The sequence below is a fragment of the Parablautia sp. Marseille-Q6255 genome (genome assembly GCF_951230155.1).
Lineage (GTDB): Bacteria > Bacillota > Clostridia > Lachnospirales > Lachnospiraceae > Choladousia.
Genome location: NZ_CATNVD010000005.1, coordinates 20923 through 46182, shown reverse-complemented (window position 1 = coordinate 46182; position 25260 = coordinate 20923). Strand labels below are relative to the sequence as shown.

The 25260-nt window shown below is 51.7% G+C and carries 21 protein-coding genes; 1 reads left to right on the top strand and 20 read right to left on the bottom strand.

The features are described 5' to 3' along the window. Positions 1–45: 45 nt before the first annotated feature. From QOX44_RS04805 to QOX44_RS04730, 16 genes are all read right to left on the bottom strand, one after another. Positions 46–744, bottom strand: a complete 699-nt coding sequence (locus QOX44_RS04805; protein WP_283681701.1) for a response regulator transcription factor — start codon at positions 742–744, stop codon at positions 46–48. Between the two features lie 107 nt (positions 745–851). Continuing rightward, positions 852–2288, bottom strand: coding sequence for a pyruvate kinase (pyk, locus tag QOX44_RS04800; RefSeq protein WP_283681700.1), 1437 nt, complete (start codon positions 2286–2288; stop codon positions 852–854). Between the two features lie 33 nt (positions 2289–2321). After that, positions 2322–3062: a sigma-70 domain-containing protein gene (locus QOX44_RS04795; protein WP_283681699.1), complete on the bottom strand. Its 741-nt coding sequence runs from the start codon at positions 3060–3062 to the stop codon at positions 2322–2324. A gap of 36 nt (positions 3063–3098) precedes the next feature. Next, complete coding sequence (locus QOX44_RS04790; protein WP_283681698.1) at positions 3099–4469, bottom strand: S41 family peptidase; 1371 nt, start codon at positions 4467–4469, stop codon at positions 3099–3101. A 210-nt stretch (positions 4470–4679) separates the two neighbouring features. Beyond that, the gene (locus tag QOX44_RS04785) at positions 4680–5768 is read right to left on the bottom strand and encodes a PucR family transcriptional regulator (RefSeq protein ID WP_283681696.1); all 1089 of its coding nucleotides are present in this window, start codon (positions 5766–5768) and stop codon (positions 4680–4682) included. Positions 5769–5914: 146 nt separating this feature from the next. Further along, positions 5915–8185, bottom strand: a complete 2271-nt coding sequence (gene lon, locus QOX44_RS04780; RefSeq protein ID WP_283681695.1) for an endopeptidase La — start codon at positions 8183–8185, stop codon at positions 5915–5917. Between the two features lie 180 nt (positions 8186–8365). Next, positions 8366–10477, bottom strand: a complete 2112-nt coding sequence (locus QOX44_RS04775) for a glutamine synthetase III family protein (RefSeq protein WP_283681693.1) — start codon at positions 10475–10477, stop codon at positions 8366–8368. A 211-nt stretch (positions 10478–10688) separates the two neighbouring features. Next, positions 10689–11651 (bottom strand): allose kinase, encoded by a 963-nt coding sequence (gene alsK / locus QOX44_RS04770; RefSeq protein WP_283681692.1) that lies wholly within the window; start codon positions 11649–11651, stop codon positions 10689–10691. Between the two features lie 11 nt (positions 11652–11662). Next, on the bottom strand, positions 11663–12682 hold the full coding sequence (locus QOX44_RS04765) for a Gfo/Idh/MocA family protein (protein WP_283681690.1): 1020 nt from the start codon (positions 12680–12682) through the stop codon (positions 11663–11665). After that, entirely contained in the window at positions 12654–13691 is a 1038-nt protein-coding gene (locus tag QOX44_RS04760) for a Gfo/Idh/MocA family oxidoreductase (protein ID WP_283681688.1), read from the bottom strand. Before QOX44_RS04760 ends, QOX44_RS04765 begins: the two co-directional genes overlap by 29 nt. Before the next feature lie 103 nt (positions 13692–13794). Next, a complete protein-coding gene (locus QOX44_RS04755) occupies positions 13795–14535 on the bottom strand; it encodes a DeoR/GlpR family DNA-binding transcription regulator (protein WP_283681686.1) in 741 nt (246 codons plus the stop codon). Positions 14536–14630: 95 nt separating this feature from the next. Next, entirely contained in the window at positions 14631–15536 is a 906-nt protein-coding gene (locus tag QOX44_RS04750; protein ID WP_283681684.1) for a ribokinase, read from the bottom strand. A 13-nt stretch (positions 15537–15549) separates the two neighbouring features. Further along, positions 15550–16521, bottom strand: coding sequence for an ABC transporter permease (locus tag QOX44_RS04745; RefSeq protein WP_283681683.1), 972 nt, complete (start codon positions 16519–16521; stop codon positions 15550–15552). A 1-nt stretch (position 16522) separates the two neighbouring features. After that, complete coding sequence (locus tag QOX44_RS04740; RefSeq protein ID WP_283681682.1) at positions 16523–18022, bottom strand: sugar ABC transporter ATP-binding protein; 1500 nt, start codon at positions 18020–18022, stop codon at positions 16523–16525. 93 nt (positions 18023–18115) lie between these two features. Further along, positions 18116–19168, bottom strand: coding sequence for a substrate-binding domain-containing protein (locus QOX44_RS04735; RefSeq protein WP_283681680.1), 1053 nt, complete (start codon positions 19166–19168; stop codon positions 18116–18118). 49 nt (positions 19169–19217) lie between these two features. Then, on the bottom strand, positions 19218–20138 hold the full coding sequence (locus QOX44_RS04730; protein WP_283681678.1) for a sugar phosphate isomerase/epimerase family protein: 921 nt from the start codon (positions 20136–20138) through the stop codon (positions 19218–19220). A gap of 385 nt (positions 20139–20523) precedes the next feature. On the opposite strand from QOX44_RS04730, the gene QOX44_RS04725 reads away from it, so the two are divergent. Next, on the top strand, positions 20524–21210 hold the full coding sequence (locus QOX44_RS04725; protein WP_283681676.1) for a 5'-methylthioadenosine/adenosylhomocysteine nucleosidase: 687 nt from the start codon (positions 20524–20526) through the stop codon (positions 21208–21210). Positions 21211–21653: 443 nt separating this feature from the next. On the opposite strand, the gene thiC is transcribed toward QOX44_RS04725, so the two are convergent. Genes thiC through thiM form a run of 4 tightly spaced genes read right to left on the bottom strand, consistent with a single transcriptional unit; the run spans position 21654 to position 25255 of the window. Beyond that, positions 21654–22958, bottom strand: coding sequence for a phosphomethylpyrimidine synthase ThiC (gene thiC / locus QOX44_RS04720; RefSeq protein ID WP_283681674.1), 1305 nt, complete (start codon positions 22956–22958; stop codon positions 21654–21656). Further along, positions 22955–23785 (bottom strand): bifunctional hydroxymethylpyrimidine kinase/phosphomethylpyrimidine kinase, encoded by an 831-nt coding sequence (gene thiD, locus QOX44_RS04715; protein WP_283681672.1) that lies wholly within the window; start codon positions 23783–23785, stop codon positions 22955–22957. The genes thiC and thiD overlap by 4 nt, the downstream gene beginning before the upstream one ends. Beyond that, positions 23782–24447, bottom strand: a complete 666-nt coding sequence (gene thiE / locus QOX44_RS04710) for a thiamine phosphate synthase (protein ID WP_283681670.1) — start codon at positions 24445–24447, stop codon at positions 23782–23784. Before thiE ends, thiD begins: the two co-directional genes overlap by 4 nt. After that, positions 24434–25255, bottom strand: coding sequence for a hydroxyethylthiazole kinase (gene thiM, locus QOX44_RS04705; RefSeq protein ID WP_283681667.1), 822 nt, complete (start codon positions 25253–25255; stop codon positions 24434–24436). Before thiM ends, thiE begins: the two co-directional genes overlap by 14 nt. Positions 25256–25260: the final 5 nt, after the last annotated feature.

Genomic DNA, 25260 nt, shown 5'->3' with positions numbered 1-25260 from the left:
GCTGTCGCGTTTCCCACAGCCGCATGCGCGCTTTGTATACCGCGCTTAAAGCTTTTCCACCTTGTAGCCGATCCCCCAGATCACCTTCAGATATTTCGGATTTTTCGGGTCGATCTCGATCTTTTCACGAATATGCCGGATATGTACGGTCACCGTATTATCCGCGCCAAATGCATCCTCCTTCCAGATCTGCTCATAGATCTGGTCGATGGAGAATACCTTGCCTTTATTTTTTACGAGAAACAGCAAAATGTTGTATTCGATCCTCGTCAGCTTCACGATCTCTCCGTCCACCGTGACCTCTTTCCGGTCATCGTTGATCACCAGGCCGCCGGTCGAATATACCTGCTCCGATGGAACGCTTTCCGGCGCTGTGCCAAAATTGGTGTAGCGCCGGATCTGTGACTTCACGCGCGCCAGAAGCTCCAGCGGATTGAACGGCTTCCCGACGTAATCATCCGCTCCCAGGTTCAGGCCGAGGATCTTATCCGCATCCTGCGTTTTTGCAGAGAGCACGATGATCGGAATGCTGCTGTCTTCACGGATCTTCATGATCGCATGGATGCCGTCCATCTTCGGCATCATCAGGTCAAGGATCAGCAGATGGATCTCCTCCTTTTTCAGGATCTCAAGCGCCTCCTCCCCGTCGTATGCCTTGAGCACGCGAAACCCTTCCTGCACCAGATAAATCTCTATCGCGTCAACAATCTCTTTTTCATCATCACAAACCAGTATGGTAAACATCCTTTTCTCCTTTCCCTAAAAAAAGCTTCTGCCAGATGCACAGTATCGCTACCATTCATTTTAGCAGGAGCTTTTTAAATTCTTGTCAATAAATTATTAAAACTTTCTTATTTTGCCTGAATGACATGCATCATGTTCGTCATCGGCCCCTTGCCCTTTACCATATTGGTCGCCGGGTCGCCGGCAGTGAACACGACCATATCCCCCTTCTCGACAAAGCCCTCCCGCATGACTACATACATGGCGTGCGAGATAATGTGCTCTGTTGTGTCTTCCTCATATCCCTTTAACGGCGTAACGCCCCAGTAGATCTGCATTTTGCGCTGTGCCCACGCATTCGGCGTCACTGCATATACCGGAATATTCGAGCGGAAATTGGACATCGTGCGCGCGGTCTGTCCGGACATGGTCGGAGTGACGATACACTTTGCCTGTACATTTGTCGCCGTGCGCACTGCCGCCACGCCGACTGCGTTGGATACATTGGCGTCTCCGCGGATCGCCCGGAATACCGGAAGTGTCTCATAATCAAGATACATCTCCGTCGTCTCTGCGATCTGAGCCATCATTTTCAGCGCTTCTACCGGATATTTTCCGGCAGCTGTCTCCCCGGAAAGCATGATCACACCCGCTCCCTCCCGGATCGCATTCGCTACATCCGTCACCTCTGCCCTGGTCGGACGCGGATTGCGGATCATCGAATCGAGCATCTGCGTAGCAATGATGACCGGCTTATAGTGGCGGTTGCATTTATCCACGATTATCTTCTGTACATGCGGCACCTCATATGCCGGGATTTCTACGCCGAGATCTCCGCGCGCCACCATGATGCCGTCTGCGGCGTGGATGATCTTGTCAATATTGCGGATTCCCTCTCTGTTCTCGATTTTGGCGATCACATCAATATGCTCCGCATGATGCTCCTTAAGGATCGCCTTGATCTCCCGGATTGCATCGGCGTCACGGACAAAGGAAGCCGCAATAAAGTCGATCCCCTGGGAAATACCAAATATAATATCCTCCCGGTCCTTCTCCGTGATCGCCGGAAGCTTCACGCTCACATCCGGCACATTGATGCCCTTTCTCTGTCCGAGCTCTCCGCCGTTCTTTACTGTGCAGACGATATCCCTGCCTCTGATCTCTTTTACCTCCAGCGCGATCAGCCCGTCATCGATCAGGATCGTCGCGCCCGGCTTTACATCCTCGCACAGCTGCGGATAGGTCAGGCTCACTCTCTTTTCATTGCCCACTACCTCTTCGCCGGTCAGGATAAATTCGTCTCCGTCATGCAGCCTTACCTTTCCGTCATTTTCCAGAAGCCCGGTCCGGATCTCCGGTCCCTTTGTATCAAGCAGGATCGCGATCGGCTTTCCGACCTCCTCGCGCACACTCTTCAGCAGATCCATACGCGCTTTCTGCTCCTCATAATCTCCATGGGAAAAGTTAAAACGCGCAATATCCATGCCGTTTTCTGCCAGTGCTTTTAATATCTCTCTATCGTCCGCATTCGGACCCATCGTACAAATAATTTTTGTGCTTTTCATAAATCTCCTCCAACTTTGCGCAAATGTTCTGTTTTACTGATTTCCTTCCAGTTCAATCTGGTCGCCTGACATCCGCAGGACATCCCGTATCTCCTCCAGCGGCATCTCCAGATAAGCAGACAGCTCCTCTGCCGATACCTTATGCCCCAGATCACGCTCAAGATTATCCGCCGCTTCTTTTAAGTGATTTACCCGGCTGACGATCCCTTCATCCATCTTTCTGCTTTCCTGGCTGGCCTCGATCGCCTGCTCCATCGCCTGATTGATACTGTTTATGATGTGCGCCCGTCCTGCCGCCGGATTTTCAAACTGCGACAGTTTCCGCACTGCCATCAGCAGTCCGAGATTTCCCTCCTGGATCAGGTCCTCTGCCGGGATCTGTGTTCCATTGTATTCCCCTGCCATCTCACAGATCAGCGGAAGATACGTCTCGATCAGACGATCCCTTGCAGCTTCATCTCCTGTCATAGCCTGACGGATCAGCTCCTGCTCACTTTCCAGCTCCTCGCCCTCCAGAGCCGTCAGCTCTTCAATGTACAAAGACAGACTCTTCTCCGGTGTCTCCAGAAGCGCTTCCTGCGCCTCCTCCTTTGATTCCACCACCTGTATGCTCTGGCTGTCAAGGTACTGATATACCATCTCAAAATGCTCTTCCTCCAGCGGAAGTCCGGACAGCAGCGTCCGCACCTCTTCCTTTGTGATGATATTTCCCGCCTCATCCGCAGCCTTTTTTATCTCACTTAACATTTCCCGAAATATGATCTTGTTTTCCATACTGTCTCCTGTCCCTGGATGCTGCGCGGCTTTGCTTTATTCCCGGAGCACCTCCATTGTTTTCTCCAGCACCAGATCCCGCGTATCGGGAAGCGCCTCCTCCTGCACGGTCGTCTCCGAAGGACTGTCCCCGGGCGCCTCCGTCTGAGAAGCCTCTGATCCTGTCTCTTTTTTCCCGGCAGACTGCTTTTTCGGCGTCTGTGCATCCTCGATGACTACATCTGGTGTGATGCCATTTCCATTGATGTCCTGCCCCTTTGGGGTGAAATATTTTTCTGTTGTAAACTTGACCGCAGAGCCGTCCGAGAGAAAGTAGGTATTCTGTACGACTCCCTTCCCGTACGTCTGCGTCCCTGTCACCGGTCCAAGCCCCAGATCCTGCACGGCACCGGCAAAAATCTCAGATGCGCTCGCAGAATACCCGTCTACCATCACCGCTACCTCGCAGGAGACAAGACGGCTGTCATCGGTATAATATTTCTCCTGTTTTCCGTTTTTATCCTCCGTATAGACCACAAGCTCCTTCGGGAGAATATCGTCAAGCATGGAAAGCACGGAGTCGAGCAGTCCTCCCGGATTGCCCCTCAGATCAACGATCAGCTTTTCCATCCCCTGTCCGTCCAGCTGCGTAAGCGCATCCGAAAACTGCTCCGCCGCCAGAGAGGTAAACTCTGAGACGCAGATGTACCCGATCCCGTCGTCCAGCATCTGTGCCTCCACATAATCAAGCGCCACCTCGCCGCATTCCAGCGTAAGCTCTAACGTCTCATCCGTTTCTTCTCTGTATACCTCGACTGGGAAGGCGCCCTTCTTTGATTTGATCTGCGCTACTGTATCGTCCAGGCTCCTGCCCGCAACGCTCTCTCCGTCGACAGACACCAGCACATCTCCTGCCTGCATTCCTGCTTTCTCTGCCGGACTTTTCTTGTACACCTCCACGATGACGCTCTCGCCTGTATCTCTTGTCTGCATCAGGGTCGCCCCGATGCCAAAGTACTCTCCGCGGCTCTGATCCAGCACCGACTGCAGCTCCTCTTTGGAATAATAATTTGCATACGGATCATCCAGTCCGGCAGCCACGCCCTTAAACAGATAGGAGGAAAGCATATCCCCATCTACCTCGTCCAGATAATTTTCCTCGATCAGGTCCTGTATCTCATACAGCTTATACAGCGTGTCATGATCCGTAAGTACTTCCGCTGTGCTCCCCGCATCCTGCGCGCTGTCCTTCTTTCCAAACAGTCCGCGATCCGCAGCGATCCATCCCACACGGAAAACGATCATACAAAGCAATGCTGCTGCCACACCCGCCAAAAAAGCGCTTCCACGTCCGCTTCCCCGGCGGCCCTGTGCGCTCTCCTGTGGCAGTGTGCTCTCTTCTTTGTCCGTTTCAGGCAGCTCTGCCATTCCTCGGCCTCCTTTACGATCAGGTGATCCTTCGCCTGATCTCTTATACTCTTTGTTTCATTCTATTATTACAGCTGTTCTTTTATAATTTAATACACTTTCCTGTAATTTTCAAGCGTCACTTTCCGATACCAGCGGTTTCCATAACAGAAACGGGGCGCTGCAAAATCTGCGGAATCCGTATTTTGCAGCACCCCATGGCAGGCAGGATCAGTACTCCTGATGTTCCATATATTTCATGTATTTCACAACCATCAAAGCGATCTTAAATGTGATCGCATCCTCAAAGACACGCAGATCAAGCCCTGTAGACTTCTGGAGCTTATCCAGGCGGTATACCAGCGTATTCCGGTGGATATAGAGCTGTCGGGACGTCTCAGAGACATTCAGGCTGTTTTCAAAAAACTTGTTGATCGTGACCAGTGTCTCCTCGTCAAAATCATCCGGAGACTTTCCGTCAAAGATCTCGCGGATAAACATCTTGCACAGCGGAATCGGAAGCTGATAGATCAGACGGCCGATCCCCAGAGAGCTGTAAGCGATCACCGAGCGCTCTGCAAAGAAGATCTTGCCGACGTTTAATGCCATACGCGCTTCCTTATACGAACGCGACACCTCCTTGATCTCGCCTACGATCGTGCCGTATGCGATCAGCGCCTCCTGCTTTTTCTCCTCTCCAAGAGAATCCAGGATCATCTCGGCGATCTTGTCCATCTCCGCATAGCCATCCTGGGGCGCAAGCTCCTTCACGACAATGATGCTGTGCTCATCCACCGCTGTGATAAAATCGCCGGATCTGGAATTAAACAGGCAGCGCACCGTCTCCAGAGAGCTGTTTTCCCTCTCGTTGTCAATTTCAAGAATAAATACCACGCGGCGGGCCTCTGTATCAATATGAAGCTTTTTCGCACGGTTGTAAATGTCTACCAGAAGAAGATTGTCAAGCAGGAGGTTCTTGATAAAGTTGTCCTTATCAAACCGCTCCTTGTACGCAACCAGAAGATTCTGGAGCTGGAAGGCGGCCATCCGCCCGACCATATGGACATCATCGCTGTTGCCGTTTGCCAGAAGAATGTATTCCAGCTGGTGCTCGTCAAAGACCTTATAAAACTGGCAGCCTGCAACCACCTGGCTGTCTGCCGGCGAGTCCACAAAACCCAGCACAGAGTCACGGAAATCTTCCGCCTCTGCAAATGTCGTTGCCAACATGATCCCTTCCGTATCAAGCACACACAAATCTACCCTGCTGATTGTCTTTAATCCGTCTAATGTCGCCTGTAAAACTTGATTCGATATCACCCGTAGTCCTCCTTTACCTTCTCTCCAACACCCAAAAATACAATATCTCGTCTTTTTATTTCCCCTCTGACATCTGTCAGATTACCCAACTGGTATTATTCTAATATAAGCGACAAAAAAAATCAATCATTATTGTGAAAAATGCACTATTCCTTCCAGACTTCTTTGAATACGTCTGAAATCTCATCGACCGGAAGGATCGTAAGCTTCTCTTTTATCTCCTGTGCAACCTCCGACAGGTCGGAAAGATTCTCCCGCGGGATCAGTACCTTTGTGATCCCTGCGTGCTGCGCCGCCATCAGTTTTTCCGGCAGACCTCCGATCGGTAAAACGCTGCCGCGCAGCGAGATCTCTCCGGTCATCGCCGTGCGTGTGCTGACCGTTTTTTTGCAAAGCAGCGATACGATCGCTGTCGTGATCGTAATCCCTGCCGACGGTCCGTCCTTTGGCACTGCGCCCGCCGGTACATGGATATGCAGATCGTTTTCGCGAAGCTTCTGCGCCTCCTCCGGATACAGCGATTTTGCCAGGCTGACTGCAAGCTGCACAGACTCCTTCATAACGTCGCCCAGCTGTCCTGTGATGATCAGCTCCCCGTTCCCCGGGACAAGTCTTGCCTCAATAAAGAGGATCTCCCCTCCTGCGCTCGTCCAGGCAAGCCCCGTCACCACTCCCGGCACTGCGGTGCGTATCTTCCTGTCATGATGTGCGCTTCTGTTCCCGACAAAGGTTTCCAGCTTTTTGCCTGTTACCGTAATGCGCTTTTCTTCTTTTCGGACGAGGCGTACTGCCGCGCTCCGGCACAGCTTTGCGATCTCCCGTTTCAGTCCGCGCACCCCTGCTTCCATCGTATAGTCGTCGATCAGCCTGCGCAGCGCAGCGTCCGTCACCTTCAGATCTCCCGGCGCGATCCCGGTCTCCTTCATCACTGCCGGCAGGAGATGACGTCTGGCGATCTGGAATTTCTCCACAGCCGTATAGCCCGGAAATGAGATCACCTCCATGCGGTTAAGCAGCGGCTCCGGGATCGTATCGGTCGAATTTGCCGTGCAGACAAACAGTACGTCCGACAGATCGTACGGCACATTCATATAATGATCCGTAAATGTGGCATTTTGCTCCGGGTCAAGCACCTCCAGAAGCGCGCTCGCCGGATCTCCGCCGTAATCCTTTGCCAGCTTGTCCACCTCGTCAAGCACCATGACGGGATTGGACGCTCCGCTCCGCCTCATTCCTTCCATAATGCGCCCCGGCATTGCGCCGATATACGTCCTGCGGTGTCCTCTGATCTCAGCCTCATCGCGGATACCGCCAAGGCTGATACGCACATAGCTGCGTCCAAGCGCTTTTGCAATACTCTGGCCGATGCTCGTCTTGCCGGTGCCCGGCGCTCCGACCAGAAGCAGGATCGAGCCGGACTGCTTTTTGTTTAACGCCATCACCGCGAGCTGCTCGATGATGCGCTCCTTGACCATTTTAAGCCCATAATGGTCCTCATCCAGAATCCTCTGCGCCTGATCCAGATCGATCGCAGAGGGCTCCTCCTTCTTCCAGATAAGCCCTGTCACAAAGTCAAGATAATCATAGAGCATCCCGTATTCATGGCCTTCTCTGCCTTCCTGCTTCATCCGGTTTAACACCTTGCGGGCTTCTTTTTCCGCGGTCTCATTCATACCGGACTGACGGATCCGCTCCTCCAGCTGCTCCGTCTCGGAGATTGTTTCCGGGTGCATATCCTCCAGCTGCTTTTGCAAAAAGCCAAGCTGCTTTCTGATCGCCGCTTCGCGGTAAGCCTGATCGTGGCTCTCCTGCTGCGCTTCCTGCGCCTCCTGCGCCACACGGCTCTCTTCCATAAAGGCATACACTGCCTGCTCGATCAGGCGGCTGCGCTCCCTTAAAGAGTCCGTCTCCATCAGAGCGTATTTTTCCTCCCAGCTAAGATTCATATAGCCGGATACCGCACAGATCATCTCCTCCAGGGAGCTCCATCGCTGCACCGTGCTGCGCACGAACACGCCCCACTGAAATCCCCTGATAAACTGCAGGATCTCTCCCCGCAGACGCTCCAGCAGCTCTTTTCTCTCCTCTTTTGGCATATCGTCTGTATCCGGGCGCACAGAAGCGCTCGCGCGCAGAGTTCCGCCGTCATTTTCAATGTCCGTCACATCGACCCGGGCACGGATATCGACCTGCACCAGGCCTTCCGCGTCCACACCGGACGTCTGTGCCAGAAAACCGATCGGATAAAAGCTCTCCTGCACCGCTTCCTTTACATCCGTCGCTTCTCTCTGGAGCAAAAACAGGATCTCCTCCTGTGTGACCTCCTGCTTCCCGCTCCACTGCTGATACGCTTCCTTCTTAAAGTAAAAGTGAACCCCCGGAAACAAAATCATATCGTGAACTGGTATAACAATCATTTCTATCGCCCCTTTTATCAGCACTCTTTTTCATCGAGTGCTAATCGTTCTGTAAAAAATAACAGTCCGAAATATCTCCTGTCTGTTATTTCAAACTGTTATTTTAATTTTAATCTATTTTACTGAGAAGTCAATAGATTTTATGCAATTTTTAGCCGGGTCTCTCTTATTCTCTTTTTCTCAGACCTCAAAGATCAGATCTCCATAGGACGGCATCGGCCACACATCCTTGTCGACGATCATTTCCAGCTCATCGACCGGAGTGCGCAGCGCATTCATCGCAGGCATGACCGCCTCATAATAATACCTCGCCTGCGCCTGCCCTGCCTCCATCTGCGCTGCCTGCGCTGTCACCTGTGTCAGCTTTGCAAGCGCTTCCTTTGTCTCGCCAAGCAGAGTGCTCGTTTCCTTTAAAAGCTCTGTCTGGACTGCTGCCTCCACTCCTGCCGCAGTGACAGAATTAACAGTATCCGCAAGGCTCTTTGTATATCGGATAACTGCCGGGATGATCTGCTTGCTGGCGATGTCGATCATTGCGCGCGCCTCGATATTGATCGCCTTCGCGTATGCCTCATACTGGATCTCCACACGAGACTCCAGTTCTGCCTTCGTAAATACGCCAAATGTCCCAAACAGTCTGACCGCCTTGTCTGTTACGAGCGCGGGGATCGCGTCTACCATTGATTTGAGGTTCGGCAGACCGCGCCTTGCAGCCTCCTCCACCCACTCCTCCGAGTAGCCATTTCCATTAAAGACGATCCGCTGATGCTCTCTGGCATACCGCTTGATGAGGTCATGGACTGCCTCGTCAAAGTTCTCCGCCTGCTCCAGCTCGTCGCACGCCTCTGAAAATGCCTCTGCCACGATGGTATTGAGCACTACGTTCGGCGCCGCGATCGAATCACGGGAGCCTACCATACGAAACTCAAATTTATTTCCCGTAAATGCAAACGGTGAAGTACGGTTGCGGTCCGTCGCATCCTTTGCCAGGTTCGGCAGCGTCTTTACGCCTGTCTCCAGCACGCCGCCATTTAAAGAATGGGTCGCTGTACCCGTGCGGATCAGCTGCGTCAGAACGTCCTCCAGCTGCTCTCCCAAAAATACGGAAATAATCGCAGGCGGCGCCTCATCCGCACCGAGTCTGTGGTCATTGCCCGGATCCGCCGCTGACTCGCGCAGCAGATCTGCATGCCGGTCAACTGCCTTCAGAATACAGGTCAGTACAAACAGGAACTGTACATTCTCATGCGGCGTCTTTCCCGGATCGAGCAGATTGATCCCGTCATCCGTTGTAAGCGACCAGTTGTTGTGCTTGCCGGAACCGTTCACACCCGCAAACGGCTTTTCGTGGAGCAGACATTTCATCCCATGTGCAGAAGCTACTCTCTTTAAGGTCTGCATGATGATCTGATTATGATCGACCGCAACATTCGCCTGCGCATAGATCGGGGCAAGCTCATGCTGTGCAGGAGCAGCCTCATTGTGCTGGGTCTTCGCTGAAACGCCAAGCTTCCAGAGCTCCTCGTTGACGTCCTTCATAAAGGAGGCGATCCTCTGCCGGATCGCGCCGAAGTAGTGGTCATCCAGCTCCTGTCCCTTTGGCGGCATCGCGCCAAAGAGCGTACGTCCCGTAAAGATCAGATCCTTTCTCTGCCGGAACTTTTTCTCATCCACAAGGAAGTATTCCTGCTCAGGTCCGACGCACGGCGTCACCTTTTTTGAGGTTGTGTTGCCAAAGAGGCGCAGCACACGGAGCGCCTGCGTGTTGATTGCTTCCATCGACCGCAGCAGAGGCGTTTTCTGGTCAAGCGCTTCCCCCGTATAGGAACAGAAGGCAGTCGGGATACACAGGATCGCTCCCGCCGCATCATGGCGCACAAAGGCCGGGGAGGTACAGTCCCACGCAGTATAGCCTCTCGCCTCAAAGGTCGCCCGAAGTCCTCCTGAAGGGAACGAGGAGGCGTCCGGCTCGCCCTTTATCAGCTCCTTTCCTGAAAACTCCAGCAGGATCCGTCCTTCCGCATCCGGAGCGGTGATAAATGAATCGTGCTTCTCCGCCGTCACTCCTGTCAGCGGCTGGAACCAGTGAGAATAATGCGTTGCTCCCTTCTCGATCGCCCAGTCCTTCATCGCAGACGCGATCACATCCGCAGTCGCCAGATCAAGCTCCTTGCCCTCCTCGATCGTCTGCCTGAGCGCCCGGTAAACCTTTTTGGGAAGACGCTCCCGCATCACACGCTCTGTAAACACATCCTCACCGAAGATATCCGCCACGTTAAAATACTCGCCCATACTCTCTCCTCTTTTTCCTGTTGTCGGTTTTTCCGTCTTTTCTCACAGTTTATCGAAAAACGGGGCATTCCGCATCTTCATGCGTGGAACGCCCCTCTTTTTTATGCTCTTAAAATACTCCTTTCTTTTCTAAAAATCAAGGAAAAATAAGATGCACCTGATGTTTTCCATATTTTTTACAAAATTCACTGCAAATTGGCGCAGCAGTTATTCAATGCGCCAAAGCATCCTGCATGCAGTCTCCGGCAAACAGCGCCGCCCCGATCACTGCTTTATCCTTCTCATCCTCCGCAAAGATCAGCCGCAGCCCGGCAGCCGGATACGGCTTTCTTGTGTGAAAAATGATCCGCTCCCGCAGATACTCCTGCGGAAAGTCTTTCATATTCGGAACTCCGCCGCCGACTATCACGACATCGGGATCAAGGAGGTTGATCTCTGTAGCCACAGCCACCGCCATCCGGTCAACAAACCGGCGAAGCTCCGGTTCATCCCTGTAGCCGGAAAAAAGCGCGCCGGGCTCTGTCTGCGGATACGCCTCCCGGCACAGACGTACCAGATACTTCCCGCCTGCCAGATTTTCCAGACAGCCCTCGTTTCCGCACCCGCATTTCGAGCGGTCTGTGTCAACGGGGATATGTCCGAGCTCTCCTGCCGTTCCGTTCTTTCCTTGCCATACCTTCCCGTTTATAAAGATCGCATTTCCGATCCCCGTCCCGAAATAAATGCCGCAGAGCATCGGACAGTCGCCGATCCCGTATTTCACCTTATCATACAGAAGCGACAGGCTGACATCCTTCTCCAAAAGGACCGGAATACCGAGCGCGCGCTCCAGCACGTCCGCGACCGGCAGCTGTTCCATAAAAGGGATATTCGGCGCCTGCAGCACCATCTTTCGCGACCGGTCAAGGGTAGCCGGAAAGCCGATCACGACAGCCGCCGCACGCTTTCCCTCCCGGCCAAGCATCTCGCAGTACTGCTCCAGATACTGCGCAAGATCCTCCAGTACGCGCGCTGTACGAAGCACTGTGCCGACGGGAACCTTGCGAAAATGCGACCGGTATACGCGGTATGCGCCCAGCTCCCCCTTTGTCAAAGCAGCATGCTCCAGACGCACAGCCGCGATCCGGAAATTCGTCCCGCCGATATCAATGCCGATCACATAGTTTTCTTTCACTGTGCGCCTCCTTAATCTCCCGGGAAAAGGATCCCTGCGTCTTTGCGCACCTCCTCCAGCACGCCGATCACATCCAGCATGACGTCCAGCCGCCTGTAAATCTCCTCATAATCCTCCGCAAGCAGCAGCTTCGTCAGCTTCTGCACCTCATACAGCCAGCGATCCGCATGCTCCTGCTCATTGTAGAGCTCCTCGGAATCCTTTGTCACCACCTTCACCTGCGCAAGCCCGTTGCTCCCGCCGCTGACATAAATATATCCCTGCTCGCCCTCGATCTGCACATAGTTCTCTCCCCAGGTATCCTTCGCTCCCGCAGCCTCGCTTACAAAGCCGTCATACTGCATCATCAGGATACCGGAGGTATCGGCCAGATCCCTGAACCGATTCGGATAATACACTGCCTTTTCCGGTTTTCCAAACAGCGCTACATTCAGATACAGATTGTAAAAATTGATATCCATCAGACAGCCGCCCGCATACTGCGGATTGAAAATGTTCGGCAGCTCTCCCTGCAAAAGCAGATCGTAGCGACTGGAATACTGGCTGTAATTGCTCATTACAAGCCTGATGCGCCCGATCCTTGGAAGCTCACGCTTTAGGATTTCAAAATTCGGCAAAAATGCGGTCGGCACGGCATCCACCAAAAACAAATGCCGCTCCTTTGCGATGCGCACCAGCTCTGCCGCATGCTCCCGTTTTGTACAAAACGGTTTTTCACAGATCACATGCTTCCCTGCAAGCAACGCGCGCTTTGCCTGCTCATAGTGCAGCAGATTCGGCGTCGCGATATAGACGAAATTGATCTCATCATCCGCAAGGAATGCATCCATATCCGTATATACCTTAGATACGCCATAGCAGTCTGCCAGCGCCTGCCCGCGCTCCTTCGTCCTCGAGTAAACAGCCACGCAGCGAATCCCCGGCGTCGCCTTTACTCCGTCAAGGATCGAATGTACGATCACGCCTGATCCGATCGTGCCAAGTCTGATCTCTTCCATCATATCATCCTTCCCTTTTCTCTTTTTCTGCATGCGAGCCTGCGATCTGCGTCGCTTCCTCGAGGATTTCCAGTACGCGGATGACCTCTTCATCCTTTACACACTTCTCCTCCCCATGCTCGATCGCGGCTACCAGACTGTCGTAGATCCGCTCATAATGTGCGCATCCCACCGGTACCTTTTCTGTCACCGTCCCGCCCGCATCATTTTTATAGACGAGTGTGCCCCAGCGCTCCTCTGGCGCCGGCTGCGTGCTGATCACATGGCGGCCTACGGTCTTTTTCCTGCCCGAGTTGTGGATCACCGGAGGCAGAGTAAAGCTCCCTCTGGTGCCATGCACCGTAAAGCGCGGGTAATCGATCAGCACGCACATGCTCGTATTGACCGACGCCTTGCTGTTGCCATAATAAAACTCCAGATCATAATAGTCGTCTCCGACACCGGGATGATGGATGCTCCTGACATCAAAGTGCGTATCATCCGGCATGCCAAGCAGGCTGATCACCTGATCGACCGTATGGACTGCGAGATTATACAGCGTTCCCAGATGGTCATACCATCCGTTTTCTCTGAAATAGTCGTAATGGCTCTCAAGCCGCACGAGCTTCCCGAGCTTTCCGCTCTCCAGCACCTCCTTTACAGCAAGGAAATCGGCGTCAAAACGCCGGTTCTGATTCGGCATGCAGATCAGCCCCTTTTCCTTTGCCAGGGCAAATACCTCTGCCGCCTCCTTCGCAGTCGGCGCAAACGGTTTTTCTACGAGCGCATGCTTTCCCGCCTCCAGGATCTGTTTTGCATACGGCACATGAAAACGGTCCGGTGTATTGACTACCACCAGATCCACCTCATCATCGCCCAGCACCTGCTCCAGATCCGTGGTAAAGATGATCTCGGGATAATACGGCTCATATTCTGCAAACTGTGCGATATCCTCCTGCCGGCGATACACATATTTCACCTTTATATCATCCCTGTTTTCCACATAAGGAATATGATATTCCCTCACACTTACACCAAACCCGATATATGCAACTGTTACCATCGTGCTCCTCCTGTTGTCATTTCACAGCCATGTCCTGTCACAGTATCCCCTGTCGTATCAGCTGCGCACACTTCCGGCGCAGCCCCTTTTTCTGTACTGCGTACTATCTCGCTATCAGGTAGTTCCCGCATTCTTTTAAAAGCTCGGTCTCCTTCTCCGTGATGACCTCTACCTCATCCAGCTTAAATACCTTGCACATGGTCGTCACGCCTACCTTCGAGCTGTCTACCAGAATATAGGTATGTCTGGAATTCTGCTTCACCACCTGCTTCTTTCTCGATTCCTTAAAATCAGGCGTACTGAATCCTGCCTTTGTAGAAAATCCTGTGATCCCCAGAAATGCGCGGTCAAAAAACATATTTTCAAGCGTTGAAACGGTCAGATCGCCCATCACAGAACCCATGTTTACATTGACGCTTCCGCCTATAATGATGCACTCCGCCTTTGCGCCTGCCAGCTCCTGAAAAATCAGGACGTTCGTCGTCACGATCGTGATCCTTTTGTCACAGAGATACCGTGCCATCTTGAGCGGCGTCGTACCCGCGTCGATGTAGATCACCTCTCCGTCCTGAACGAGATCGGCGGCGCATTTTGCGATGCGCTCCTTCGCCTCTGTATTCAGGATCAGCTTCGAGTCCACCGGCGTATCCTGCGAGCTTCCACGCACCCGCGAGGCGCCTCCGCGCATCAGGAGGATCTGACCTTCATCTGAAAGGACCTTCAGATCTCTGCGCACGGTGGACTCGGAAACTCCCTCCAGTGCATGCACCAATTGTTCCGTTGACATAAAATCATTTTCTTCCAATGCCTGCAGTAGCTGCATCCGTCGTTCATAAGGAATCATATATACCATCCTCCTGCCTTCTCCATAACTCTACCGTTATTTTACCACAAAAGGATACGCAAGACATCCATATTTACAAAAATAGCCATATTGTTTCATATTTCTTCCAGCTCTCCCAGCGTCGGCATCGACGGCTGCGCGCCGGGCCTGCAGACCGTAACCGCGCTGCATCTTGTGGCAAAGCGGCAGGCGTCAAAAATATCCATGCCTGCCAGCACTGCATACCCCACACCGCCGATAAAGGAATCCCCCGCGCCCGTTGTCTCGACCGCCTGCACTTTGCAAGACGGGATCTGCTCGCTCTTTTCCCCGTCGCCAACCGCTGCTCCAGCTGCTCCCATGGTGATGATCACCGTATTTCCATACGCCTGCGCCATGCGCCCGGCCTCCTGCTGCGCCTTTTCCATCGTGTCGATCGCCCGTCCTGCATAAAAGGAAGCCTCCACCTCATTTACAACGAGAATATCACATTTCTGCAGATACTCCTCCTCCAGTGGGGCGGCGGGAGCTGCGTTTAGCAAAACGCGGCAGCCATGCTTCTTCGCACAGTCGATCGCATAGCGATTCATCTCCTGCGGGATCTCCATCTGAAGAATCAAAAGCCCCGCTTCCTCCATCAAAGGAGCGATACGATCTATGTCCTCCCGGGTGATCGCAAAATTCGCGCCGCGCACGATCGTGGCAAACACACTGCCGTCCTCCATCGCATTTACGATCCCCATACCGCTGGGCTCCTGCGCCCGCCTGATATAAGTCGTATCCACGCCGTATTTTTCTGCCGTCTCAAGCAGAAAATCTCCCATGGCGTCATTGCCGACACAGCCTGCCATATACGTTTTTACGCCGAGCTTTGCCGCCTGAACAGCCTGGTTCGCCCCTTTTCCTCCTGCGGAAAATGCCACATCATCTGCCGGGAGCGTCTCTCCCCTCGCAGGCAGCTTCGCCAGCTTCAGGATAATGTCATAATTCAGACTGCCGATTACAATGATTTTGTCTCTCATAGTTCACCTTCCATTATTTTGCCGCCTTTTTCCGTGCCATCAGCCCTGCAATATCCTCCTGGATAAACTCAAAATAGGATGCCACAATGATGATCAGGCCGGTAAAAATATACTGCCAGAACGAATCCACGTTGATAACGACCATTCCCACCTTCAGGACGGCCAGAAGCAGAGCGCCAAAGAAGGTACCAAGGGCAGTACCCTTTCCTCCTGCCATACGTGTTCCGCCGATCGCTGCCGCCGCGATCGCATTTGTCTCGTAGCCAGTACCCGCAGTCGGCTCCGCGGAGCCGAGGCTTGCCAGCATGACCAGTCCTGCGATCGCCGCACATGCGCCGCAGACGATATATGCGATATACTTTACTTTTACTACATTTACACCGGAGAGCTTCGCAGCCTCCTCATTGCCGCCCACCGCATACAGGTATGCGCCGGTCCTCGTTTTCGCAAGAATGATATAGGCGATCACAAATACCGCGATCATCACGATAATGTAATAGCGGATGTCCAGAAACATCTTGCCGTTAAAGATATTCCGAAAGCTGTCCGGTACGCTCGTGACCGGACGGCCTCCCGTCACCACGTACGCGATACCGCGATACAGGCTCATCGTACCGAGTGTTGCGATAAATGGCTGCAGCTTCATCTTCGTGATCAGAAATCCGTTAAATGCACCGAGAATGATACCGATCACCAGTCCGAGCAAAATCCCCAGAAATGGATTCACTCCGTTTACACAGCAAAATGCCACACTGATCCCGGTGATCGCAAAGGTACAGCCGATCGAAAGATCGATCCCTCCCGTGATGATCGTAAACATCATACCAACTGCCAGGATCCCGTTCAACACCATCTGCTGCAGGATCGTCAGAATATTTCTCCAGGTAAGGAACGTCGGGTTCATGATAGTAAATACGGCTGCCATGGCGATCGTAGCGATTCCGACAACAAGTTCCCGCTTATACTTTGTTATGATTCTATTCACTTTAATTCCCTCCAATCGCTAAATTAAGAATCGTATCTTCATCGTAATCCTGCCCGCGTCTGAGCTCTCCGTTCAGATGCCCCTCGCACATGACAAGAATACGGTCACTGATCCCCATGACCTCCGGCAATTCCGAAGAAACAACGATCAGGCTCTTTCCGTTTTCTACCAGCTCTTCCATCAGACGGTAGATTTCCGCCTTGGCAGCCACATCGACGCCCTTGGTCGGCTCGTCAAAAATAATGATGTCCACATCGGTTGACATCCAGCGCGCCAGGATCACCTTCTGCTGGTTGCCGCCTGACATATTCTTTGTCAGATAATCAATCCTGCGCGGATGCACGTCCATCTCCTCAAAAAAGTGCTCGGCATTTTTCTCTTTCTTTTTCTCATCCACAAAAACACCGCTCATATACTTCTCCAGACTGGAGATTGATACATTATCTGTATTACTCGAAAGACTCAAAAATCCCTGTGTCTTTCTGTCCTCCGGTACGAGACCGATCCCTGCCCGAAGCGCCTTTGTTGTATTCCAGAAGCCTGTTACCTTCCTGCCTTTTAAATAGAAGGAACCTCCCGTCTTTCCATCCGCTCCAAAGATCGTCCGCATCACCTCAGTACGCCCTGCACCGACCAGACCAAAGAATCCGAGGATCTCTCCTTTGTGGAGTTCAAAGCTGACATTCTCAAAATGCTTTCCGTTGGAAAGCCCCTCTGCCCTCAAAACGACCTCGTCTGTCATCGGACTTGGCTTTTGGCGTGACGCCACGGCAGCCACGCTGCGGCCTACCATAGAATGGATCAGCCCCTCGCGATTTGTGTCTTTTACATTTAAGGTCTCGATAAACTCTCCGTCACGCAGGATAGTCGCTCTGTCGCAGATCTGGAAGATCTCCTCCAGGTGATGGCTCACATACAGAACCGTCACGCCTGCTTTTTTCAGATCCCGGATCACCTCAAACAGCGCCTCTGTCTCTTTCAATGTCAGCGACGCCGTCGGCTCGTCCAGAGAAATAATACTGGAATGATGATACAGCGCTCTCGCGATCGCCAGCATCTGCATTTCGCCCGATGTCAGCGTACTCACCAGATCCTCCGATTTAAATTTGCAGTGAAGCTGTCCAAGGATCTCATTTACCTCCCGGTCCATCTTTGCAAAATCTACAAACCCGCCCTTTTTCGGCTCGTATCCAAGCGTAACATTCTGTCCCACGCTCAGATCCTTTACGACCAGCGTTTCCTGATGTACCTTGGAGATTTTTCCACTTACGATCGCATCGTTTACATCCTTAAACCGGACTGCTTTTCCGTGCAGCTTCACGGTTCCTTCATATTCCGTGTAAACGCCGTGCAGGATATTGAGCAATGTGGATTTTCCCGCACCATTTTCCCCCAGCAGGGCATGCACCTCTCCCTCTTCCACGGAAAAAGAGATGTCCTTTAAGACATGTGCACCTGGAAAACGTTTATTAATCCCGATAAATTCAACCGCCTTTGCCATTCTGTCCTCCGCATTTTTGAAAAGGGGTGCTGCAGCCTGCAGCCGCAACACCTCCTGTCTTAATCAGACACTGCCTGTCGTTTTTTACAGCGATTATTCTGCTGCCACGTATGTAGCATCTGTCCAGCCAATGATTTCTGCCGCTTCCGTATCAACATTCTCAGAATCGATCAGCGCCTGCGGTGTGGCAACGACTCTTGGCATCTCCTGTCCTGCCAGAACACGCAGCGTACATTCTGTCGCTACCTGAGCCATATACAGCGGGAAGGAATCAATCGTAGCATCCAGCTTGCCATCGCGGATCGAATCATACGCTTCTCCGATGCCGTCCACGCCGACTACCAGAATATCAGCCTCTGCTTCTTCTACTGCCTCTACCACGCCAAGTGCCATCGTATCATTATTGCAGAAGATCGCCTTCATATCAGGATACTGCTGGATCCATGTCGCAGCCAGCTCTTTTGCCTTCTGGCGATCCCAGTCTGCATTCTGCTCTGCTACTACCTCAAGTCCGGAATCATTGTCCTTGATCCAGTCCTTAAATCCGTCTGTCCGCTCAACGGCTGCGAATGCCTTCGCCATACCGATCACGATACCTACCTCGCCTTCATCACCAAGCTGCTCAGAGATCCACTGTGCTGCCAGCTGTCCGTTCTGGTATGCGTTCGGTCCTACATAATAATCCGCTGCCGCGATCAGACCGTCGTTTACATTTACAGTCGCAATGCCAGCTTCCTTTGCCGCCTCAATAGAAGCCGTCAGGTTTGCATCGGAGATCGGGCTTGCCATGATCGCATCATAGCCCTGATTTACCATGTTGTCCGTCATGGTCTGCTGGCCGATCTCATCGTTCTCATCCGTCGGTCCGTCAACCTGGATCGTCACGTTTACACCTGCCTCATTTACTTTTTCCTGTGCCACACCGTAGCCTTCCTCCAGGGTACGCCAGAATTCATTGGAAAAGGATTTTGCAATCGCGCCGAGCGTCAGGTCAGCAGCCACCGGAACCTCCGCTCCATTCTTTTCACGAACCTCCTCAATGCTCATCGCATCCTCTACCTTGTCCGGGTTGAACTCCTCCGCCATTGCTGTCGTGCCAAATACCATCGACATTCCAAGTGCCAGTGCTAATACTCTTCTTTTCATTTTTTCTTCCTTCTTTCTTTTTGTTTTTTATAGTTTCTGCTTTTCGTTTCTATTTCAACATGTCGAGAACCAGCTTCTGGGCACTGATTCCGTCACATTTTGAAATCACATTCTCAATGCTTTCCATTCCTGTATCCTCCACCAGACGGAGCAGCTTTTCAAACGCGTCGATATTGGCCTGTGTCTCCGGCGCCGCCGCTTCCCGGATCGGGAAGGTATCAAAAAATACGACATCCTCATAATGATACTTTTTCAGATAATAGACAAATTCCAGAGAGAGCCCCAGATGAATGGAGGAAAAGATCATCCCGCTGTCGATCCTCCCATAGCCATCATTCATATGCAGGCCAAACAGCTTTCCTCTGCTGGCTGCCATCGCAAGACCGCAGGAGGGACTGTCATTTTTCATCAGCATATGACAGAAGTCCAGCGTACATCCGACATTGTCACGATCTACATCATTAATCAGCAAAAGGGTCATCCCCGTGCTGTCCACAAGCTCAAAATTGCGCTCCTCATACGGCTTGTACTCAATGCTGATCTTCATATCCGGCGCATAATCTGCCACCTCACGAATACCCTCTACCAGATTGTCCCAGCTCTTCTCATAGTCGATCTGGAACGGATAATCATATCCATCATTTTCAAACCAGAGCGTGACCACCTTCCCGCCAAGCTCTCTGCAGATATCTGCGCCGCGCTTTGCCATTTCGATCGCCTCACGGCGAAGCCCGGAATCCGGATTGTTGAAGTTTCCGTTTGTAAACCGCTTTCTCCACCGGATCGCAAAGCCATTCACCTTCAGGTCTCCCATCGCTTCCCGTATTTCATCCAGATCATAGCCTTCGATATGCTCCGGGTAATTAAACTCCAGATGTGTCAGACCGCGCATCTTGCGGTATTCCCTGATCGCATCCAGAACATTTCCTCCCTTGAAAATGAATGAATTAATTCTTCCTGCATAATTCATATTCTCATTTCCTTTCTTTGCTTTCTTTCATTTATTTTCATTATTTTTCATTTCTTGTCATAATAATATATTATCTTTCTTTTATTGTCAATATTAATTATACAAATCGCTGTTTTGCACAGTTTCTATCTCCTATTTTTGTGCATAACATCCAATATACTTTCTCTGTTTTTTCTTTTTCATTCATTTAATTTCAAATATTTTCTTTTTTTATACGTATAGGTGGGTCGATAAGCCTCAAAAATCCGGGGAATAACGCAGATTCTGCTTCCGTAGAGTCTATTTTCATTGAAGCGTCCAGAAAGATATGATAAAATAGCGCCATCCGCATCCACGTACAAAATCTGCACAGATGCCGGAAATAACAGTTGCAGGAGGTGTCCGTATGCCAACAGGTATCTTATGCGCAAGTGATGAAGAACTTGCCCCGTTTTTACCAATGATAGAGCACCGCGCCGTTTCCAGACGGGCGATGCTGGATTTTTATACAGGAACCATCAGCGGCACAGATGTCGTTGTGCTTTTTTGCGGTGTATGTAAGGTGAACGCCGCAATCGCCGCTCAGATCCTGATCGATCACTACGGCTGCAGCCGCATAATCAATGCCGGCACCGCAGGCGCTATATCCAGTCAGGTCCGGGTATTCGATACGATCGTTTCTACTGAAGCCGTGTATCACGATGTAGACGCAGAAATCCTGACAGAATTCCATCCGTGGATGGATACGCCCTGCTTTCCGGCAGATCAAGCACTGCTCGCATGTGCAAGGCATACCGCGCAGACGCTCGCAGCTACGCACCGGACACTGTTTGGCCGAATGGTCACCGGAGAAGCATTTATCACAGATGAGCGAAAAGATCAGATCAGCGAAGCGTACGCACCGCTCAGTGTCGACATGGAGACCGCAGGCATTGCACACGTATGCTATGTAAATCAGATCCCCTTTATTGCAGTGCGCTCTGTCACAGACGGGGCAAACCCGGACAGCAATGCAGATTTTGAAGCAAACTGTGCCAAAGCCTCCGGACTGTCCGCAGAATTTGTAAAAGAAATGCTGAGAAACCTGAAATAAGAATAATCTTGCGAAGCGATGCAGTACATAAAAAGAGCTATCTGACTTTCTCGTCATCAGATAGCTCTAACAGTGAATAATCTGAAGTTTCACTATATAACCTCCTGTTCTTTTAATTTTTCTCATCCGTTATGGGTCTCTACCTTTCATCGGAATCTCCTCCTTGATCTGTAAAGAGATTTTTGATCATCAGCCATTCATCCCATTGGACTGTCCTCCCTGTTGCCTGTTTGTAAGTTACGTGTTTGTAAGCTTGTTTCTTTAAGCTTATTTTGTTTTCCTGTTCCTTTTTGTTGACTTTAGTATAATCTATATTCTCGGTTTTGTCAATACTTTTTTCAATTAATTTTTATTTGTTTTCTTTCTTGTCTGTTAATATTGTCTGCATTTTTCTGATAACAGAAAATTTTCAGACAATATTAACGTAAGTGTATCCTTCTCCTTTACAGAATATCAATGTATTCTCCAGCCAGCGCCTTGTTCATACTGCGGACTGCGCAGAATTTGCCGCACATAGAGCAGCTGTCCTCATGCTCCGGCGCGCGGCTCTCCCTGATCATTTTTGCCGTTTCCGGATCGATCGCGCACTCCCACTGTTTTTCCCAGTCGAAGGTACGGCGGGCATCTGCCATTGCGTCGTCTGCATCTCTTGCGTGAGGGACTTTCTTGGCAATATCAGCAGCATGCGCCGCAATCCGGGCTGCGATGATCCCCTGCTTTACATCGTTCACATCAGGGAGGGCCAGATGCTCCGCAGGAGTCACATAGCAAAGGAAGGCTGCTCCGCTTGCCGCTGCAATCGCTCCCCCGATAGCAGATGTGATATGGTCGTAGCCGGGAGCGATATCCGTAACGATCGGGCCGAGAACATAGAACGGCGCGCCCATACAGATGCTCTGCTGAAGCTTCATATTGGCTTCGATCTGATCCATCGGCATATGTCCGGGACCTTCCACCATCACCTGTACATCCTTCTCCCATGCGCGCTTTGTCAGCTCGCCAAGACGCACAAGCTCTTCGATCTGACATACGTCGCTCCCATCCGCGAGGCAGCCGGGACGGCAGGCATCGCCAAGAGATATGGTCACGTCATATTCCCGGCAGATATCCAGGATTTCATCAAAATACTCATAAAATGGATTTTCTTCCCCTGTCATGCTCATCCACGCAAAAACAAGAGACCCTCCGCGGGAAACGATATTCATTTTTCTTTTGTGCTTTTTGATCTGCTCGATCGTCCTGCGGGTGATGCCGCAGTGGAGCGTCACAAAGTCTACACCGTCCTGCGCATGGAGCCGGATCACATCAATAAAATCCTTTGCAGTAAGTGTCGCAAGGTCTCTCTGATAATGAATGACACTGTCATACACCGGAACTGTGCCGATCATGGCAGGACACTCGCCCGTAAGCCTTCTGCGAAACGGCTGCGTATTACCGTGAGAGGAAAGATCCATAATAGCCTCAGCTCCCATATGAACGGCCGCCATGACTTTCTCCATTTCTGTATTATAATCTCTGCAGTCACGGGAGACGCCAAGATTTACGTTGATCTTTGTACGAAGCATGGAACCCACGCCGTTTGGATCAATGCAGGTGTGCAGCCTGTTCGCACAAATAACAACCTGCCCCCTTGCAACCAGGTCGCGGATCTCTTCTTCCGTTCTGTATTCTTTTCCGGCAACCGCCTTCATTTCAGGGGTAATGATCCCCTGTCTTGCAGCATCCATCTGAGTTGTATATTTTCTCATAATCCCTGTTTCCTTTCAAACTGATTTTTTCCTTCATCAAAAAGAGCGCCTGGCGCAAAATGATGCAGTATCGGACCGGAACCTTTTCCCAGATCCAGCCCGGCCGCCAGCGCACCGGAAAGATAGTCCTTTGCCATCTGCACAGCCTGTACAAGTGGAAAACCTTTCGCGAGGTTCGATGCGATCGCGCTGGAAAGCGTACAGCCTGTTCCGTGCGTATTCGGATTGTCGATACGTCTCCCCGGAAACCATATGAGCTCTCCGTTGGCATAAAGCAGATCATCCGCATCGCTGATCCTGTGTCCGCCTTTTATCAGGACCGCGCAATGACAGCTCTTGCCAATCTCCTGCGCTGCAGCAGCCATGTCTTTTCTGGTCTCGATATTTCGTCCGCAAAGGACCCCGGCTTCAGGAATATTCGGTGTTACGATCGCCGCCACAGGCAGTAATTCATCCATAAGGATCTGTACCGCATCCCTTTTCAGCAGCGCAGAGCCGGAGGTTGCCACCATAACCGGGTCTACGACCACATTTTTTGCGCGGTAGAAGCTCAGTCGATCAGCGATCACACGGATCAGATCGCCAGACGCTGCCATTCCGACCTTTACTGCGTCAGGATAAATGTCCTCAAATACCGCATCCAGCTGCTGTCTGAGAAAATCAGGGGTTGACTCCTGGATCGCTCTCACACCGGTTGTGTTCTGAGCAGTAAGCGCCGTAATCGCACTCATGCCATAAACACCATTCATGATCATCGTCTTCAGGTCGGCCTGGATACCGGCGCCCCCGCTGCAGTCGCTTCCTGCAATCGTCAATGCTGTTTTCACTGTATATTCTCCTCCTGTTTTCCTCCATGTACCATCTCTTCCGACAGCCGGCAAAGCACACGGCACTCCCCTTCAATATCAGCAGCTCCAAAAATTGCGCTGACCAGTGCAACGCCGTCAACGCCCGTACCAGACAGCTGCGCAATATTGTTTTTGCCAATGCCGCCGATAGCGACTACCGGGATATCTACAGCAGCGCAGATATCGCGAAGCACTTCCTTTGGCAGAACACTTGTGTCCGCCTTAGTCGAAGTAGAAAACACCGCTCCCGCGCCAAGACAGTCTGCCCCGTTTTTAACTGCCTCCAGAGCTTCTTCCACCGAATGGACAGACACGCCGATGAGCATATCGCCGCCAACGATCTGACGCACCTGCGCGGCCTGCATATCCTTTTGTCCAACATGAACGCCATCCGCTTTACATTTCATGGCAATTTCCACGTTGTCATTAATAAAAAACAACGCATCATACGCCTTGCACAGCGCGCGGATCCTGATTGCTTCTGCCAGAAAGCTTTCATCGTCCAGTTCTTTTTCTCTCAGCTGCACACAGGTCACTCCGCCTTTTAGCGCAGCCTCCACCTGTTCATACAGGCTTTGTCTGCCGGTCCACGCCCGGTCTGTCACAGCATAGAGCAGCATTGCTCTTTTATCGCACTTCATATTTTGCACCTTTCTCCAGCATCTCTGGCGTCATACGGCAGATCGCGTCTATGATATAGTTCCTGTAGGAAGCATTACCATCCTGCTGCGTAAGTCTGTCCTGCGCGAGCTCTCCGGCATATCCCATTGCACAGACAGCCCCTGCAGCAGCCTCCAGCGGGTGATCCGGATTTGCTGCCACGAACGCTGCGGTCAGAGCAGAGAGCTGACATCCGGTCCCTGTGACAGAAGCCATCATCGGATGTCCATTGTAAATGCAATACGCCTTTTTGCCGTCTGCAACAATGTCAGTCGCTCCAGTGACAGCGATCACAGCTCCCGTTTTCTCTGCAAATGCCTTAGCCAGAGCAACCATTTTATTCAGGTTCTCTTTTGTTACTTTATCTGAAGCATCGGCATCCACGCCCTTCGTTGTCCCGCTGCCGGATGCGAGCGTCCTGATCTCTGAGCTGTTTCCGCGGATAACCGTAACCTTCACCTCTTCAAGAAGCCGCATAGCCGTCCCTGTCCTGAACCTGGATGCACCGGCGCCAACGGGGTCCAGTACAACGGGATGATGCAGCTCATTTGCCCGTTTTCCGGCAATCAGCATAGAGGCAATCTTGCGGCTGTTCAGGGTGCCGATATTGATATTCAGACCGGCGCACAGCTCTGTGATCTCTGCCACTTCCTCCTCATCGTCAGCCATGACAGGAGAAGCACCGCAGGCAAGCACCATATTGGCACAGTCATTGGCTGTCACATAATTTGTGATGCTGTGGATCAGCGGATGCTTCATTCTTACATTTTCAAATATCTTCTCAAACATCGCTC

Excerpts from the sequence above, each read along its gene's own strand:
- QOX44_RS04805 (WP_283681701.1), bottom strand. The coding sequence starts at position 744 with ATGTTTACCATACTGGTTTGTGATGATGAAAAAGAGATTGTTGACGCG.
- pyk (WP_283681700.1), bottom strand. The coding sequence starts at position 2,288 with ATGAAAAGCACAAAAATTATTTGTACGATGGGTCCGAATGCGGACGAT.
- QOX44_RS04795 (WP_283681699.1), bottom strand. The coding sequence starts at position 3,062 with ATGGAAAACAAGATCATATTTCGGGAAATGTTAAGTGAGATAAAAAAG.
- QOX44_RS04790 (WP_283681698.1), bottom strand. The coding sequence starts at position 4,469 with ATGGCAGAGCTGCCTGAAACGGACAAAGAAGAGAGCACACTGCCACAG.
- lon (WP_283681695.1), bottom strand. The coding sequence starts at position 8,185 with ATGATTGTTATACCAGTTCACGATATGATTTTGTTTCCGGGGGTTCAC.
- QOX44_RS04775 (WP_283681693.1), bottom strand. The coding sequence starts at position 10,477 with ATGGGCGAGTATTTTAACGTGGCGGATATCTTCGGTGAGGATGTGTTT.
- QOX44_RS04765 (WP_283681690.1), bottom strand. The coding sequence starts at position 12,682 with ATGCAGAAAAAGAGAAAAGGGAAGGATGATATGATGGAAGAGATCAGA.
- QOX44_RS04760 (WP_283681688.1), bottom strand. The coding sequence starts at position 13,691 with ATGGTAACAGTTGCATATATCGGGTTTGGTGTAAGTGTGAGGGAATAT.
- QOX44_RS04755 (WP_283681686.1), bottom strand. The coding sequence starts at position 14,535 with ATGATTCCTTATGAACGACGGATGCAGCTACTGCAGGCATTGGAAGAA.
- QOX44_RS04750 (WP_283681684.1), bottom strand. The coding sequence starts at position 15,536 with ATGAGAGACAAAATCATTGTAATCGGCAGTCTGAATTATGACATTATC.
- QOX44_RS04740 (WP_283681682.1), bottom strand. The coding sequence starts at position 18,022 with ATGGCAAAGGCGGTTGAATTTATCGGGATTAATAAACGTTTTCCAGGT.
- QOX44_RS04735 (WP_283681680.1), bottom strand. The coding sequence starts at position 19,168 with ATGAAAAGAAGAGTATTAGCACTGGCACTTGGAATGTCGATGGTATTT.
- QOX44_RS04730 (WP_283681678.1), bottom strand. The coding sequence starts at position 20,138 with ATGAATTATGCAGGAAGAATTAATTCATTCATTTTCAAGGGAGGAAAT.
- QOX44_RS04725 (WP_283681676.1), top strand. The coding sequence starts at position 20,524 with ATGCCAACAGGTATCTTATGCGCAAGTGATGAAGAACTTGCCCCGTTT.
- thiC (WP_283681674.1), bottom strand. The coding sequence starts at position 22,958 with ATGAGAAAATATACAACTCAGATGGATGCTGCAAGACAGGGGATCATT.
- thiE (WP_283681670.1), bottom strand. The coding sequence starts at position 24,447 with ATGAAGTGCGATAAAAGAGCAATGCTGCTCTATGCTGTGACAGACCGG.
- thiM (WP_283681667.1), bottom strand. The coding sequence starts at position 25,255 with ATGTTTGAGAAGATATTTGAAAATGTAAGAATGAAGCATCCGCTGATC.